Source organism: Olsenella sp. KH1P3 (assembly GCF_900167315.1).
Taxonomy (GTDB): domain Bacteria; phylum Actinomycetota; class Coriobacteriia; order Coriobacteriales; family Atopobiaceae; genus Olsenella_J; species Olsenella_J umbonata_A.
Genome location: NZ_FUWQ01000003.1, coordinates 208635 through 224405 on the forward strand (window position 1 = coordinate 208635; position 15771 = coordinate 224405).

Annotated in this window: 14 protein-coding genes and 1 tRNA gene; 13 read left to right on the forward strand and 2 right to left on the reverse strand. The window is 61.9% G+C overall.

All coding sequences use genetic code 11. From position 1 onward, the window contains the following. Positions 1-101: 101 nt before the first annotated feature. The 11 genes from B5D13_RS05605 to B5D13_RS05655 all read left to right on the forward strand — a co-directional run bounded on the left by B5D13_RS05605 (position 102) and on the right by B5D13_RS05655 (position 9756). On the forward strand, positions 102-761 hold the full coding sequence (locus B5D13_RS05605; RefSeq protein ID WP_078687340.1) for a VTT domain-containing protein: 660 nt from the start codon (positions 102-104) through the stop codon (positions 759-761). 126 nt (positions 762-887) lie between these two features. Next, positions 888-2999 (forward strand): DNA polymerase III subunit gamma/tau, encoded by a 2112-nt coding sequence (dnaX, locus tag B5D13_RS05610; RefSeq protein ID WP_078687341.1) that lies wholly within the window; start codon positions 888-890, stop codon positions 2997-2999. Between the two features lie 143 nt (positions 3000-3142). Continuing rightward, positions 3143-3451, forward strand: a complete 309-nt coding sequence (locus B5D13_RS05615) for a YbaB/EbfC family nucleoid-associated protein (RefSeq protein ID WP_078687342.1) — start codon at positions 3143-3145, stop codon at positions 3449-3451. 1 nt (position 3452) lies between these two features. Further along, positions 3453-4058, forward strand: a complete 606-nt coding sequence (gene recR / locus B5D13_RS05620) for a recombination mediator RecR (RefSeq protein ID WP_078687343.1) — start codon at positions 3453-3455, stop codon at positions 4056-4058. 34 nt (positions 4059-4092) lie between these two features. Next, complete coding sequence (locus B5D13_RS05625; RefSeq protein WP_078687344.1) at positions 4093-4980, forward strand: hypothetical protein; 888 nt, start codon at positions 4093-4095, stop codon at positions 4978-4980. Positions 4981-5116: 136 nt separating this feature from the next. Next, positions 5117-5193 (forward strand) — tRNA-Asp (locus tag B5D13_RS05630). Between the two features lie 187 nt (positions 5194-5380). Next, entirely contained in the window at positions 5381-6079 is a 699-nt protein-coding gene (locus B5D13_RS05635) for an HAD family hydrolase (RefSeq protein WP_078687345.1), read from the forward strand. A gap of 80 nt (positions 6080-6159) precedes the next feature. Further along, on the forward strand, positions 6160-6651 hold the full coding sequence (locus B5D13_RS05640) for an RrF2 family transcriptional regulator (protein ID WP_078687346.1): 492 nt from the start codon (positions 6160-6162) through the stop codon (positions 6649-6651). A gap of 29 nt (positions 6652-6680) precedes the next feature. Beyond that, positions 6681-7577 carry an HhH-GPD family protein gene (locus tag B5D13_RS05645; protein WP_078687347.1) on the forward strand — a complete coding sequence of 299 codons (897 nt, stop codon included), beginning with the start codon at positions 6681-6683 and terminating at the stop codon, positions 7575-7577. Positions 7578-7640: 63 nt separating this feature from the next. Further along, a complete protein-coding gene (gene rbr, locus B5D13_RS05650) occupies positions 7641-8186 on the forward strand; it encodes a rubrerythrin (protein ID WP_180363879.1) in 546 nt (181 codons plus the stop codon). 250 nt (positions 8187-8436) lie between these two features. Then, the gene (locus B5D13_RS05655; RefSeq protein WP_078687348.1) at positions 8437-9756 is read left to right on the forward strand and encodes an O-acetylhomoserine aminocarboxypropyltransferase/cysteine synthase family protein; all 1320 of its coding nucleotides are present in this window, start codon (positions 8437-8439) and stop codon (positions 9754-9756) included. A 9-nt stretch (positions 9757-9765) separates the two neighbouring features. Here the strand turns inward: B5D13_RS05655 and B5D13_RS05660 are convergent, their stop codons facing one another. Beyond that, the gene (locus tag B5D13_RS05660) at positions 9766-10062 is read right to left on the reverse strand and encodes a DUF6485 family protein (RefSeq protein WP_180363878.1); all 297 of its coding nucleotides are present in this window, start codon (positions 10060-10062) and stop codon (positions 9766-9768) included. Between the two features lie 36 nt (positions 10063-10098). Beyond that, complete coding sequence (gene nth / locus B5D13_RS05665; RefSeq protein WP_078687349.1) at positions 10099-10776, reverse strand: endonuclease III; 678 nt, start codon at positions 10774-10776, stop codon at positions 10099-10101. A gap of 237 nt (positions 10777-11013) precedes the next feature. Between nth and glgB the strand changes: the two genes are divergently transcribed. Beyond that, on the forward strand, positions 11014-13251 hold the full coding sequence (gene glgB / locus B5D13_RS05670; protein WP_180363877.1) for a 1,4-alpha-glucan branching protein GlgB: 2238 nt from the start codon (positions 11014-11016) through the stop codon (positions 13249-13251). Positions 13252-13307: 56 nt separating this feature from the next. Then, entirely contained in the window at positions 13308-15755 is a 2448-nt protein-coding gene (locus B5D13_RS05675) for a glycogen/starch/alpha-glucan phosphorylase (RefSeq protein WP_078687351.1), read from the forward strand. Positions 15756-15771: the final 16 nt, after the last annotated feature.

Consider the following 15771-nt stretch of genomic DNA (forward strand, 5'->3'; position numbering starts at 1 on the left):
AGACTGCGAGACCCGCGGCCGAGGGGCGTTTTTGTAAGCTTGGGGGTGGCCCACCCAGTCTTCGCGAGGCCGAGGCACCCCCGCGATTCACGAGGTTATCCATGGGATTCGTACAGTTTATTGCCGAGCTTCTTAAGGACCCCCGCGCGGCCATCGCCAGCATGATCGCAGCCGGTCCCATTGCCGCATACGGCTTCATCTTCGTCATCATCTTCGTCGAGACGGGCGTCGTCTTCTTCCCGTTCCTACCGGGAGACTCCCTGCTCTTCGCCTCGGGCTTCTTCGCCCAGGGTGGCGGCTTCAACATCTTCATGCTGCTGGGGGTTGCCTGGTGCGCAGCCATCTTGGGCGACCAGTGCAACTTCATGATCGGCCACTTCTTTGGCAGGAAGATCATCGAGTCCGGCAGGGTCAAGGCCATGACTCCCGAGCGCGTCCAGAAGACCGAGGCGTTTCTGGACAAGTGGGGTCACCTGGCCATCTTCCTGGGCAGGTTCTTTCCCTTCATCCGCACCTTCGTCCCCTTCCTCGCGGGCATGGGTGGCATGCACTGGCGCAACTTCGTCGCCTTCAACGTTCTGGGCGGCATCACCTGGTCGACCCTCTTCACGCTCCTGGGCTTCTTCTTCGGCGGCATCCCTGCGGTTCAGGCTCATTTCGAGCTCGTGATCGTGGGCATCATCCTGGTGTCGGTCATTCCGGCGCTCGCCGGGGCCCTCAAGGCGAAGTTCGCCAAGGGGAATCCGGACCAGGAGGCGTAACGGCCAAGGCGTCAGGCCCTTCTCGCCGAGAAGCGCCTGCCCTGCCTGCAGCTGTCCCTACCGTGCCCGCGGGTATACTTGGAACCTAGCAAACACCGTCCCTTGCGGGGACCTATCGGAGGCGCCATGGAATCGCTCTACAGAAAGTACCGCCCGCAGACCTTTGCCGACGTCGTCGGCCAGCAGCACGTCGTCTCGACGCTCGAGCACGCCGTTCTTGAGGGCAAGACCAGCCACGCCTACCTCTTCTGCGGACCGCGCGGAACGGGCAAGACCACCATGGCGCGCCTTCTGGCCAAGGCGCTCATGTGCGAGAAGGGGCCGGGCAACCTGCCTGACGGCACCTGCGAGCAGTGCCAGCTCATCGCGCGCGGCGAGCATCCCGACGTCTACGAGCTCGACGCGGCCTCGCGCACGGGCGTGGACAACGTGCGCGAGGAGATCATCAACAGCGTCGGTTACGCCCCGGTTCGTGCGAACTATAAGATTTATATCATCGACGAGGTCCACATGCTCACCACGGCGGCCTTCAACGCGCTGCTCAAGACGCTTGAGGAGCCGCCGTCGCACGTAGTGTTCGTGCTGTGCACCACCGACCCCCAGAAGATCCCCGACACCATCCTCTCGCGTGTGCAGCGCTTCGACTTCAGGGCGATTGGCTCCGAGGACATCGAGGCCCACCTTGAGGACATCTGCGCGCAGGAGGGCTTTGCCTTTGACAAGAGCGCCCTGAGCCTGATCGTCCGCCACGCCCGTGGTGGCATGCGCGACGCGCTCTCCACGCTCGAGAAGCTCTCGGTATTTGGCGACGGAAACATCTCGATTGACTCCGCGCAGGACCTCCTGGGTGAGGTCTCGGGGTCTATGCTGGTGAGTGTCGCCTGCGCAATTGCCGAGAGGAACGTGCCCACCCTGTTTGACGCCGTCTCGGGACTGGTGACGTCTGGCCGCGACCTCCTGCAGTTCTCGCGTGAGCTCGCGGGGCATCTGCGCGACGTGTACGTCGTGTCCGCCGTGGGCGCGAAGCCCGGAGTCGTGGACGCGACCGAGGACGAGCTGCAGAACCTTAAGGACGAGGCCCTTGCCTTCGGCTCGGTCGATCGCATTTCTCGCGCGCTTGCCGTCATCAACGATGCCGGCAACGAGATGCGCACCGCGACCAACCAGCGCCTGGTGCTCGAGATTGCCCTGACGCGCCTCGCTCGCCCCAAGAGCGACATGACGCTCGACTCCCTTGCCGACCGCGTGAGCCAGCTTGAGCGCCAGGTCGCGCAGCTCTCTGCAAATGCGGTGGTCCAGCCCGCGAACTCGGCTGCGCCTGTCGCCGCGCCCGCACCTGCATCGAAACCGGCTTCCGCCCCCGCGCCCTCTCCTGCACCTGCGTCGCAGCCTCCGGTCCAGCAAGTCGCTCCGGCGCCGCAGAGGGTGTCCCAGGCCGTTCCTGCGCCCAAGTCCGCGCCGGCACCCGCCAAGCAGGCTCCGTCGCCCGCCCCGGCGCCGTCCGCGCCCGTGACCCCTGCCGTCACCGACGCCGGTGAGCTCCAGCGCAAGTGGAAGCAGGCCGTTGACGCGTTGGTGAGGACCAACCCCTCGCGCGGGTCGCTTCTGCTCACCTCCAGCATCCTCTCCGATGACGGAAACCGCCTTCTGGTCAACCTTCCCAAGGGCTCGGGCTTCGCAGTCAAGATGCTCGACCGCTCCGACGTGCGCTCCATCGTCGATCCCGTGGTCGAGTCGATCTTCGGCCGCAGGTCCATCGTTTACGCCGAGGCGAGCCTGCAGGGGGCGAACATCGCCCGCAACCAGCGCGCCGCCGCGCCGGCTCCGGCACCTAGGCCCGTGCCGGCACCGGCTCCTGCGCCCGCCCCGGCGCCCGTATCAGCCGCGCCTTCGCAGCCAATGCCCTGGGACGACGTGCCGGCTTACGAGCCCGTTCCCTATGATGACGCCGCAGCCATGTCCTACGACGAGGACGCACAGGTGAATGGCGTTCCCGACATTGCCGCGCCGGCACCCGCGCCGGAGTCGGAACCGACACCCGCGCGGAAGCCGGCTCCTGCGCCATCGTCCAAGCCGGCCATACCCGCGGCCCCCAAGCCGTCGCCCGTGACGGCTGCGCCGGCTGCGCCTGCGGCTCCGGCGGCGCCCGCCGAGGTCCCTCCCGAGGCGAAGGACATCATGGCAATGCTCACCGATGTCTTTGGCGACGGGGTCACCGTGAGCGTCGAGAAGAAGTAGGTTTTAAGGCCTATGATTTCGCCGCGCTCAAGCCTTGCGCCGACGTCCGTGCGGTAAGAGAGCCGTATCATTCCTAGGTTGTGTCACGAGCGCGCGCCCGTGCCCTTCTCGAATATAAGATTCTCCCGATAGGAGTAGCGCACATGAACATGCAGCAGATGATGAAGCAGGCCCAGAAGATGCAGAAGCAGCTTGCCGATGCACAGGACAAGCTGGGAGACATCGAGGTCTCTGCCTCTGCGGGCGGTGGCATGGTGAAGGTCACCGGCACCGCCGACATGAGCATCACGTCCATCACCATCGACCCCGAGGCGCTTGACCCCGAGGATGTCGACATCCTGCAGGATACCATCCTCGCCGCGGTCAACGACTGCCTCGCCAGCGCCCAGAATGCCGCGAATCAGCAGCTTGGCGCCATTACCGGCGGCATGAACATCCCGGGGCTGTTCTAGGGTGAGCGACTATAGGGACGACCGCGCGCTGCAGCGCCTGCTCGATGAGCTGGGACGCCTTCCGGGCATCGGCCCGAAGTCCGCGCAGAGAATTGCATACTTCCTCCTCGAGGCGGACATCGAGACCGCACGTCGTCTCTCAAACGCGATCATTGAGGTCAAGCAGCAGGTGCACTTCTGTCCCATCTGCTTCAACTATGCCACGCGCGAGCACTGCGACGTGTGCGACGACGTGTCACGCGACCGCAGCGTCATCTGCGTCGTGTCCGAGCCGCGTGACGTGAGCGCCATCGAGCGCACGGGTTCGTACCACGGCCTCTACCACGTGCTCGGGGGCGTCATCTCTCCCATGGACAAGATCGGTCCCGAGCAGCTTCACGTGAAGGAACTGTTGTCCCGTCTTGCCGACAACGATGTCAGCGAGGTCATTCTGGCCACGAATCCTGACGTCGAGGGAGAGACGACGGCAACGTATCTTTCCAGGGTCATCCGACCCCTGGGCATCGACGTCTCGCGCCTGGCGAGCGGCCTGCCCGTGGGAGGGGACCTGGAGTATGCTGACGAGGTAACGCTCGGTCGCGCGATCGAGGCCCGCAGGACCCTGTAGCATAAACGCACCAACGCCAGACAGGAGGTCTGACATGGGTCAGTACAGCAACAACGACGCACCGCGTCACGCGCGGCATGCGGCGGGCGGAGCACGTCCGTCTCGCCGTCCTGCAGGCGCTCGCGGCGCGGGAGGCACGCACTTCTCGCCCTCTTCTCCTTCCTACAAGCCTCGGTCGAGCTCTGCTCTGTTTGACTCGGACGGCATGGGCGAGCAGGAGGCTCCGAGGCCCGTCCTTGACCCCTCGGCGACGGGTTCCTTCAAGCGCATCGATCCCAGCATGGGCGCCAGGGTCGAGACCCGCGATAACGTGTCGAGGCTCGCGTCCTCCGGAGTGGTGGGCATGAGGCCATCGCGCATCGCCGACAGCCGCCTTCAGGGGCGCAACCGCCCCAGGGTGAGCAGTCGCGAGCCGAAGGTGAAGACCAACACGCGTCTGTTCGCGGGTATCGCCATCGCGGCCATCGTGGTCGTCGCAATCACGCTCTTCGTCATGGGGGGCGTCCTGAGCTCGCTCAAGCAGCCTGACGGCGGTGGCGTCGTGGAGCAGACGCAGACTGACGCGAGCCAGTCGATCGCCTACAGGGGAGTCACGTACAAGGTCGAGAAGCAGTCCAACGGGAAGTACGCTCTTATGGGCTACCCCGAGGGCTCGGACGACGGCACGTCTTACTTCGAGTTCGACGGCACGCCGGTGCAGCTGGTACTCTACAACGGGGCCCTTATCATTCCCGAGAACCTTGACGGCAGCTGGGACGTCCTGAGCTACACCATCGGCGCGGGCGCCCTGCCTACCCAGGTTATGGGTCCCGACGACAGTCCCGTAACCGGAGAGGGCTCGATTGACTCCGTGAAGCTTTCTGATCCCAACCTTGTGGTTACCGACTCGTCAGGCAAGACGACCAACGTCGCGCTTGTCTAGCGGACTCCTGCTGGCGTCTTGGCGAATGGCTTTGTTGCGAGCATGGTTGTGGTCAACTTGTGAACGAGAGTACTTTTTAAAAATCGCTAGACAAGAGGCACCGATTCCGTGTATATTAACTCCCGCACTGATGCACGGGGTATTAGCTCAGCTGGTTAGAGCGCCGGCCTGTCACGTCGGAGGTCGCGGGTTCAAGTCCCGCATATCCCGCCATTGATGGTTCTAGGGCTTGGAGAAATCCAAGCCCTTTTTTATGTCTCGAGACACCGCCTTGTTAACGGCTTTATTAATCGAGCGTCGTGGGTCCTATAATTGTCACCACTGAGGTACAATTTATGAGGTGCGCATTTGCGCACTCGAGAGCACTTGGCACATTGTTCTGTCCAGAAGGTGAATCGGCTTGAGCTTCAGTCAGAGCTATAGCGACAAGCACCCTGCACGTCTTGCCGTATTTGATTTCGACGGCACTATCATTTCTGGCCAGTCGGGGTCTCTTCTTGCGAGGTATCTCTTCTCGCGCGGCTACTTCTCGCCCGCAAAGACCTTTAGGCTCTCGTGGTGGGGCATTCGCTACGCCCTGCATTTGCCCAAGCGTCAGGCCGAGTCTAGAGAGATTATCTTCGCGGCCCTGAACGAACGTGGTGCCGACGAGATTGCTCGGCTCATGGGAGACTTCTACGAGAAGGTCTTGGCCCCGCGCTACAGATCGCATGCCGTGGATGAGGTCCGCCGCCGCCACGACGAGGGCTGCATTACCCTTCTGGTCTCGGCTACCTTCCAGGAGATTGCCGAACGTTGCGCCCATGACCTTGGATTCGATGGGTTCATCGCAACCGATATGGAGCGCGACGCCCAGGGCAACTACACCGGAGAGGTCGAGGGCGAGGTCGTCGCCGGACCCGAGAAGAAGAGCGCCGTCGTCCGGTGGGCTGACGAGCACATTGGCGCTGGCGCCTGGACCGTCGCCTACGCCTACGGCGACCACTACAGCGACAGGGACCTCCTGGGGGCTGCCGTCCAGCCCTTTGCGGTTACGCCTGGCCGCACTCTTAGGCGCACTGCCCGGCGAAGGGACTGGGCGATTCTTAATTGGAAGTAAGGCGCGTCAGGGCGCCTTGGCAAGTTTGAAAGCGAGAGATTACGGCAAGCCATTTGCCTTGGGATAGAAAGGGTGGTCGCGTGGACATCTCAAGAAAGACGGATTATTCGCTCCGCATGCTCGCGGAACTCGTCAGGAGTGACGGAGGGGTTGTCTCCGTCCGCGCGGCCGCCGAGCAGAACGAGGTGCCGTACTCCTTTGCGCGCTCCATTCAACATGACTTGGTTCGTGCTGGCATCATCGAGAGCACGCGCGGCTCCCACGGCGGCATGAGGCTTGCCGTCGACCCCAAGACGACCACCATCAAGGAGATCATCGAGGCCGTCCAGGGGCCCATCTACGTTGCGACGTGCGCTACCTGCGCCGAGGATGGAGGCCCCTGCCCCTTCAGGCCTGAGTGCCACTTCAATCCCGTCTGGTGCGAGGCCGAGCGCATGCTCGACGCGTACTTCTCTATGGCGACGCTCTACGATGTCGTCGTCGACAAGAAGCACCCCATCCTCTCGCAGGGAAACCAGTTCATCCTCGTGGGTCCCGAGCACCCCAAGCCCGACGTCCCCAGTGCCCGTTAGTTCCCGCTGCAACAACAAAGGGATAGCCATTGTCGAGTAACGCAGAGCAAAAGGCCACGCCCATCGCCCCCGCGCTTCTTGCCAGCCTCCACTCCACGGTCTTGGCGAGGGGCGCGGAGCTCTATCGCGACCTGCCCTGGCGCCGCACGCGCGATCCGTATGCCATCTGGATATCCGAGGTCATGCTTCAGCAGACGCAGGTCTCTCGCGTCGACGGTCGCTGGCAGAGGTGGATCAACCGCTTTCCGACCCCGGACGCCCTTGCTGCGGCGTCTTCTGCGGACGTATTGGAGGAGTGGCAGGGCATGGGCTACAATCGCCGTGCGCTGTCGCTCCTGAAGGCTGCGACCATGGTCTCCGAGGCCGGGGGAGAGATGCCGACCGAGTTCGAGGACCTTCTCGCCCTGCCGGGCATCGGGCCGGCGACGGCCGCGGGCATACGAGCGTTCGCCTACAACCAGCCGGGCGTGTACCTTGAGACCAACGTGCGCTCGGTCTTCATCCACGAGCTCTTTCCGGGTGAGGACAGCGTGAGCGATAAGGTCCTGACGCCTCTGGTCGAGGCTTGCTGCCCGCCAGACGACTCGAACCCAGCCGATGACCCGCGAAGCTGGTACTACGCTCTTTTGGACTACGGCAACTACCTCAAGAGGACGATGCCCAACCCCAGCAGGCGCTCCTCGTCGCACACACGCCAGTCGCGCTTCGAGGGGTCGCACCGCCAGAAGCGCGCGGCCCTCGTGCGCATCCTGCTTGACCATCGCATTGACGGTGGCGTGAATTTCGACACGGCCGCCGACGAGTTGAGCGAACTCGAGCGCAAGGCGGGTAGAAATGCCTTGTCCCCCGATTACGTCAGGGAACTATTGGGCGAGCTTGAGGGCGAAGGTTTTTGCCATTGCATTGGTGACATTTGGAGCGCGTAGCGCTACCATGGGCCTTGCCGCTCGTTTCAGAGCGCCCAAGTGCAAAAGGTGAGAGGAGCATACATGGCAGTGGATTTTGAGAATTCGGAGACCAAGAAGAACCTCGAGGCGGCCTTTGCGGGTGAGAGCCAGGCGACCAACAAGTACGCCTACTATGCGAGCAAGGCCAAGAAGGAGGGGTACGTCCAGATCTCGAACATCTTTGCGGAGACCTCGGGCAACGAGCGCGAGCACGCGAAGCTGTGGTTCAAGTACCTTCACGACGGCGACGTCCCCGACACCCTGACCAACCTCAAGGATGCCGCGGCGGGCGAGAACGGCGAGTGGACCGACATGTACCCCACCTTCGCCGCCAAGGCAAAGGAGGAGGGGTTCGACGAGATCGCGGCCAAGTTCAAGATGGTGGGCGACATCGAGAAGGCCCACGAGGAGCGCTATCTCAAGCTCGTCGAGCGTGTCGAGAAGGGCGAGGTCTTCGAGCGCGAGGGCGTCAAGGTCTGGAAGTGCATCAACTGCGGCCACCTGCACGTCGGCCCCAAGGCCCCCAAGGTTTGCCCTGTGTGCAACCACCCGCAGTCCTACTTCGAGGAGCAGGTCATCAACTACTAGGTCTGCCTCGCGCACCTCGCGAGCCTGTGACAGCGACTTGGGACCCAGCTTTGGCTGGGTCCCTTTTTGCGTCGATAGTATCCTGTATGGTTATCGATAATTGCGATAACACGTAATGGGAAGCAGGTAATAGCTATCTAGCTGGGAATACGTTGTAATTGATAGAGATGTTCAGCGTAGGTATTCAATAGATGAGTCAATACTCCTATAGTCGCTATAACGAAAGCTAATAATACAGAAGGAGAAAAACATGGCATTCGAACTCGACACCACCTTTGCCCAGGATCCCAGCGCCCACTTCGACACGCTCCAGGTTCATGCCGGCCTTGCGCCGGACCCCACGACCGGCGCCGCGGCGCTCCCCATCTACGCGTCGGCCGCCTTTCAGTTCGACGACGCCGCAGACGGTGCCGCGAAGTTCGCGCTCGCCAAGCCTGGCAACGTGTACGGACGCCTGACCAACACGACCACCGACTCCGTCGCGACACGCATCGCGACCCTCGAGGGTGCGGCAGGCGCGGTGGCCGTCGCCTCTGGACACGCGGCCGAAGTCCTCGCGATCACCAACCTGGTTGGTGCGGGCGACCACATCGTCGCCTCGGACTCTCTGTACGGCGGGACGTGGAACATCCTTTTGCATACGCTGGGCGACCTAGGAGTCGAGACCACGTTTGTCGGGAATAACGACATCGACGCGTTCGTCGCGGCGACCAAGGAGAACACAAAGCTCTGGTACGTCGAGACCATCGGCAACCCGCTTGTAGACGTGGCTGACGTCCCCGCCTTGGTCCAGGCGGCCAATTCGCTCCCGTCTCCCGTTCCCGTGTTCGTGGACAACACCTTCGCCACGCCGTACCTGTATCGTCCCGCCGAGGACGGTGCCGCCGTCGTCATCGAGTCGCTCACCAAGTGGATCGGTGGCCACGGCGCGACGCTGGGCGGTGCCGTCGTCGACACCGGCGTGTACGACTGGAAGGCCCAGGCCGACAAGTTCCCGACCATCGCCAAGCCCGACCCATCCTACCACGGGGCGGTATTTGCCGACGCCGCGCCCGCCGCACCCTTCTCGACGCGCGTTCTTGCGAACAAGCTGAGGGACTTCGGCCCGACGCTCTCTCCCTACGCGGCCCAGCTCATCGGCATCGGCATCGAGACGCTCTCCTTTCGCGTTCAGCGCCACAGCGACAATGCGCTAGCGGTCGCCCGATGGCTCAAGGAGAACCCCAAGGTCGCCTGGGTCCGCTACTCCGGCCTCGAGGATGACCCGAGCCACGAGGTCGCCTCGCGCATCCTACACAACGGATTCGGCGGTGTGGTCGTCTTTGGCCTCAAAGGCGGTCGTGACGCGGGTCTGAACGTGGTCAGCGGTGTCAAGCTCTTCACCCACCTGGCGAACGTGGGCGACGCGAAGTCCCTCATCATCCATCCCGCGTCAACCACGCATTCGCAGCTGACCGCCGAGCAGCTCGAGGCCGCGCACCTTTCAGAGGACCTGGTTCGCCTCTCGGTGGGCATCGAGAACGTCGACGACATCATCGCCGATCTGGACCAGGCAATCAGCAGGGCGTAAGCCAGGGCGCTAATTCTTGCGTGCGGCCTCGAAGGCGGCCGAGTGCTCGGCAGACGACCTTCCCCCCTCTTCGCTGCGTGGGTGCAGCGACACGAAGCGCGCGAAGCCCTCGACAGACCAGTCGTCCCATTCGCTGGTGTCGCCGAGGCTGATGAACATGCACGAGGGAACCTCGCCGCGAGCGAGGTTCTTTCGTATGCAGGCGTCGCAGCCGAGCCCGCCCTTTGCGAGGTTCTTTGGGTTGTTGGGGTTACAGGGGCATGCGAGGTCCTTGCAGGTGCAGAAGTGCCTTCCAGGGTCAGTCATGACGTCTCCCCTCGACTGTCGTTGGATGTGGCCGGCCTACTTCTTACCCTTGAACCAGCGGTTCGGCTGGCCGAAAGACGGGCAGATGTCCGCAAGTGGGCATGCATCGCACGAGGGCCGCTGCGCGCTGCAGGTCTCGCGGCCAAAGTGTATCCACTGCTCGTTGACGTCGCGCCAGAGCTCGTGCGGCAGCAGCGACAGAAGGTCCTTCTCGGCGGCCGCTGGCGTCTGGGCACTGGTGAGTCTCAGACGTTTGGCGATGCGGAAGACGTGGGTGTCCACCGCGATGCCTTCCACGACTCCGTATGCCTTGTTGAGCACGATGTTTGCGGTCTTGCGACCCACGCCCGGTAGGCGGGTGAGCTCCTCCATGGTGCGAGGAACCTCTCCGCCGTAGTCGGCGACGATCATCTGGGCGGTCGCGATGCAGTGTCCCGCCTTGGCGCGCCAGAACCCGATGGTGCGGATGACCTCGCCGAGCTCCTGCGGATTTGCCTGGGCCATGTCTGCCGGTGTGGGCCATCGCCGGAACAGCTCGGGCGTGACGCGATTGACCGCGGCGTCGGTCGTTTGCGCGGAGAGAAGGACGCAGATTACGAGCGTGAACGGGTTGCTGTAGTCCAGTGCGCTCTCTGCCGCATGGTAGATGCCGTCGAGTCGGCGGCATGCCTCCCGCCCCCGCTCGCGCTTGAGCGCTTTGGTCTCGCGAGCCATCCGAATGCCTCCAAATGCTTGATGCATCAACACGTTTCCCGCTATTGCAAGGGTACCCGCAGACTGCATTTTGTAGTGCCGTAGCAGGAATTTTTTAGACCGATAAAAGATTAGTTGCCATTTTGGAACTCCGTTTTTCCAAATATATCGAAACAATGAAATAGAATGTTCCGTACATCAACTGACATCTATCGTTGAATGTAAACAGACACCTAGCCCATAACGTCGGGGGAGATTATGAGCGTTCCCATTTCGGATTTGACTCTTACCAGCGATGACCTGTACATGATGGCGGGGGGAAACTGGTACCGAAGCTACGAGAAAATGGGAGCTCACCCTGCCAGTCAAGGTGGCGTCACAGGCTACAACTTTGCAGTCTGGGTGCCGGATGCTAGGAGCGTCCGCGTCCTCGGCGACTTCAACGACTGGAACCCCGATGAGAACTACCTCGAGTGCACCAAGGACGGTGGCGTCTGGCACGGCTTCGTCGCCGGTGTCGAAGAGGGCGCGCTGTACAAGTACCTGATCGAGACCAGGCACGGCGACCTGCTGTACAAGGCAGACCCGTACGCCTTCTACGCGGAGTGCCCACCGGGAACCGCGTCGCGCACCGTTGACATCTCGAGCTACGAGTGGCAGGACAAGGACTACCTGGCCAACCGCGCCAAGAGCGACTTCATGAAGAGCCCCCTCAACATCTTCGAGGTTCACCTGGGCAGCTGGAAGCGCCACGACGACGGCCTTGCCGGTGACGGCAGCTCCGACACCGACGAGCACAGCGGTTCGTACCTCAGCTACGACGAGCTTTCCGACGAGCTTGTCGACTACGTCAAGAAGATGGGCTACTCGCACATCGAGCTCATGCCGGTCATGGAGCATCCCTTCGACGGCTCTTGGGGCTACCAGGTGACGGGCTACTATGCGCCCACCTCTCGCTATGGCAACCCCAGGCAGTTCAAGCACTTTGTCGACTCCTGCCACCAGGCGGGGATCGGAATCATCCTCGACTGGGTTCCCGGTGGATTCTGCCGCGACGAGCACGGCCTGGTTCACTTCAACGGTGACAAGCTGTACGAGAAAGAGGAGCACCCGAACTGGGGCACGTTCAAGTTCGACCTTGGTAGGGGAGAAGTTCAGACCTTCCTGATTTCGAACCTCCTGTACTGGATCGAGGAGTACCACGCCGACGGCATTCGCGTCGACGGCGTCACCTCGATGCTGTACCTGAACTTCGGCATCGACGACCCGCGCCTCAAGAAGTTCAACGAGAAGGGCGGCGAGGAGGACTTCGTCTCCATCAAGTTCATCCAGAGGTGCAACGAGACCGTCGGCAAGTACGACCCCGACGTCATGATGATTGCCGAGGAGTCCACCGCGTGGCCCCTCGTTACCTATCCCATCTCCGACGGCGGCCTTGGCTTCCACTTCAAGTGGGACATGGGTTGGATGAACGACACCCTGCACTACATGCAGACTGACTTCCCGTATCGTCCCGGCAACCACAAGCTGCTGACCTTCTCGACCATGTACCAGTTCAACGAGAACTTCGTGCTCCCGCTCTCGCATGACGAGGTCGTCCACGGAAAGTGCTCACTCATCACGCGCCAGCCGGGTGACTACTGGAGGCAGTTCGCGGGCATGCGCTCGCTTGCGCTGTACCAGATGACCCATGCGGGCGGCAAGCTGAACTTCATGGGCAACGAGATTGCCCAGTTTATCGAGTGGCGCTACTACGAGGGTATCCAGTACTTCCTTTCGGACGAGTACGAGAGCCATGCGCACCAGCAGGCCTACGTCGGCGCGCTGAACCGTTTCTACAAGGCGCATCCTGCCCTGTGGCAGCGCGGCTACGTCCCCGAGGGCTTCGAGTGGATTGACGCAGACAACAGCGACCAGTGCCTCATCTCCTTTGCCCGTCACGGGGACAATCCCGACGACGACCTTGTGGTCATCATCAACTTCGAGGTCAACCCGCACGAGGACTTCAGGGTTGGCATGCCGCGCGAGGGATATTGGGTCGAGGAGTTCAACTCTGACAGCACGATGTTCGGCGGCTCCGGCGTCACCAACAAGGGCGTCAAGTTCGCGACCGAAGACGAGCCTTGGAACATGCGAAGCCAGTCGATCAAACTACGCATTCCGCCTCTAGGCGGCGTTGTCCTGAAGTACGCCGGCTCGCTTCCGCCGAAGAAGCCCGCAAAGCACGCCGCGGCAAAGGCGCCCGCGAATAAGGCTCCGACCAAGGCGACGGCCGCGAAGGCGACTGCGACCAAGAAGTCGACGGCCAAGAAGGCCTCGACGCAGAAGGCTCCAGTCAAAAAGACGGTGCCCGAGAAGCCGGACGCAAAGAAGACGACGAACAAGAAGCCGACCGTCGCCAAGCAGGCCGCGAAGAAGGACGCGCGAAAGACGGCGCCCAAGGCCAAGACGACCGGAAGAAAGGGCTCCTCGGTAAAGGCGGACAAGAAGGGCTAGGACACGGCGAACAGACGCCGCACGCTGCAAGGCGCGGGGAATGAATGAGGATTGAAATGAACACGGACAACAAGCCCCAGGTCTTCAAGGATGCAACGGATTTCAAGACACAGTTTTGCGAGGAGTGCGAAAGCATCTTCTCAAAGACGTATGACGAGCTGAACGACTTCGAGCGATACTACGCTCTTGCGAGCCTAATTGCGGGAAAGGCAAGAAACGCCAAGGTAGACGGCGAGAATGACGAGAAGCAGGTTTACTACTTCTCGCTTGAGTTCCTCATCGGCCCGCTGCTGGACAACTACCTTCTGAACTTTGGCGTCAGGGACATCGTCAAGGCGGGCTGCGAGCAGCTTGGGACGCCGCTTGAGGAGCTCGTCGCCTGCGAGGCCGACCCCGGTCTGGGCAACGGAGGCCTCGGTCGCCTCGCCGCCTGCTTCATGGATTCCATGGCAGCTTTGGGCATCAACGGCAACGGCAACGGCATGCGCTATCGCTACGGCCTGTTCAGGCAGGAGATCGAGGGCGGACGCCAGGTCGAGATGGTGGACAATTGGCTCGAGCACGGCTTCCCCTGGGAGACGCGCAAGAACGAGAGCGCCGTAGTCGTTCAGTTTGGCGGCCAGGTCGTTAGACACCAGGACGGCGAGCGCTTCTGGTTCACCCAGGAGGGCGGCGAGAAGGTAAAGGCCGTTCCCTACGACGTGCCCATCTTGGGTTACGGTGCCAAGAAAGTGAACACGCTTCGCCTGTGGAGTGCCGAGCCTGCGACGGAGGACTTCGACCTCGATGCGTTCAACTCCGGCGACTACGCCAAGGCCATGAAGTTCCGCTCCGACGTCGAGGCAATCTCGCAGATCCTGTATCCCAACGACGCGGGCGAGCACGGTCGTGTTCTGCGTCTCAAGCAGGAGTACCTGTTTGTCTCTGCGGGCCTCCAGACAATCCTTCGCACGTACGAGAAGAAGTTCGGCAAGCGCTACGGTGAGAAGCTCTGGGAGCACCTGGGCGATCACGTGAGCGTTCACACCAATGACACTCACCCTGCCATGTGTGGCCCCGAGCTCATGCGCATCCTCGTGGACGAGAAGCGCGTCGACTTCGACACCGCGTTCAACGTCGCACGCAAGACGATTTCGTACACCAATCACACCGTAATGCCCGAGGCTCTGGAGAAGTGGCCTATCGAGGTCTTCCGCCACCTGCTGCCGCGCCTGTACATGTTCATCGAGGAGATTGACCGTCGCTATCGCGACACGCTCCCCCACGACGTCGAGGGTTGGGCAAACGTGCTCTCGAAGACGGCCATCCTCTGGGACGGCCAGGTGCGCATGGCAAACCTCTCGGTCATCTTCGCCCACTCCGTCAACGGAGTGTCGGAGCTCCACACGGGCATTCTGAAGGCAAGCACGCTTCACGAGTTCTACGAGCTTCGTCCCGATCTGTTCAACAATAAGACAAACGGCATTTCTCACCGTCGCTTCCTGGGCAACGCGAACCCCAAGTACGCGAAGCTCATCTGCGACGCTATCGGTGAGGGGTGGCTTGCAGACGCAAACCAGCTTAGCCAGCTCGAGAAGTACGAGGACGACCCCTCGTTCCAAGAGGAGTTCGAGAAGGCGCGGCGCTGGAGCAAGGAGCGCCTGGCCAAGTACATCTTCGAGGCCACCGGCACGCAGCTCGACACGAGCATGGTCTTCGACGTTCAGGTGAAGCGCTTCCACGCATACAAGCGCCAGTTGCTGAACGTCTTCAAGATTCTGGACCTGTACAATCGCATTCTGAGCGACTCGAGCTTCAGCCCCCGTCCGACGGCCTTCATCTTCTCGGGCAAGGCGGCCCAGAGCTATACCTTTGCCAAGGAGGTCATCCGCCTCATCAATTCCGTTGCCGAGGTCGTCAACGGCGACCCTCGCGTGAACGACAAGATTCGCGTTGCCTTCGTTCCCAACTTCGCCGTCTCGAGTGCGCAGCTGATTTACCCCGCCACGGACATTTCGGAGCAGATTTCCTGGGCGGGGTCTGAGGCCTCTGGCACGTCCAACATGAAGCTCATGATGAACGGCGCGATAACGCTTGGCACCTACGATGGTGCTAACGTGGAAATCTGCGATCTCGTGGGTCAGGACAACATTAAAATCTTCGGCCTACGCACAGAGGAGGTCGACGCCCTGAGGGCTGCCGGCAACTACTGGGCGTGGGACCTTTACAACAACGACCGCATCCGTCTGGGTCGCATCATCGATGAACTGACCGACGGAACGTTGGCGCACCTTTCGGGTAATTTCGAGAGCATTCGCGACGAGCTGTCCATCAGCAACGACCACGACCTCGTTCTGAAGGACTTTTACTCGTACGTCGATGCCTGGGACGAGCTGGCTCAGGCATATGGCGATCGTCGTGCTTGGAACAAGGCCGCGATTCACAACACGGCTCGCTCGGGTTACTTCTCGAGCGACAGGACGATCCGCGAATACGCTCGTGATATTTGGCACATTGATGCCTAGGGGATAGAAGAGATAA

Excerpts from the sequence above, each read along its gene's own strand:
- B5D13_RS05615 (WP_078687342.1), top strand. The coding sequence starts at position 3,143 with ATGAACATGCAGCAGATGATGAAGCAGGCCCAGAAGATGCAGAAGCAG.
- B5D13_RS05675 (WP_078687351.1), top strand. The coding sequence starts at position 13,308 with ATGAACACGGACAACAAGCCCCAGGTCTTCAAGGATGCAACGGATTTC.
- B5D13_RS05660 (WP_180363878.1), bottom strand. The coding sequence starts at position 10,062 with ATGACTGACCCTGGAAGGCACTTCTGCACCTGCAAGGACCTCGCATGC.
- nth (WP_078687349.1), bottom strand. The coding sequence starts at position 10,776 with ATGGCTCGCGAGACCAAAGCGCTCAAGCGCGAGCGGGGGCGGGAGGCA.
- B5D13_RS05605 (WP_078687340.1), top strand. The coding sequence starts at position 102 with ATGGGATTCGTACAGTTTATTGCCGAGCTTCTTAAGGACCCCCGCGCG.
- rbr (WP_180363879.1), top strand. The coding sequence starts at position 7,641 with ATGGCAGTGGATTTTGAGAATTCGGAGACCAAGAAGAACCTCGAGGCG.
- B5D13_RS05625 (WP_078687344.1), top strand. The coding sequence starts at position 4,093 with ATGGGTCAGTACAGCAACAACGACGCACCGCGTCACGCGCGGCATGCG.
- glgB (WP_180363877.1), top strand. The coding sequence starts at position 11,014 with ATGAGCGTTCCCATTTCGGATTTGACTCTTACCAGCGATGACCTGTAC.
- B5D13_RS05655 (WP_078687348.1), top strand. The coding sequence starts at position 8,437 with ATGGCATTCGAACTCGACACCACCTTTGCCCAGGATCCCAGCGCCCAC.
- dnaX (WP_078687341.1), top strand. The coding sequence starts at position 888 with ATGGAATCGCTCTACAGAAAGTACCGCCCGCAGACCTTTGCCGACGTC.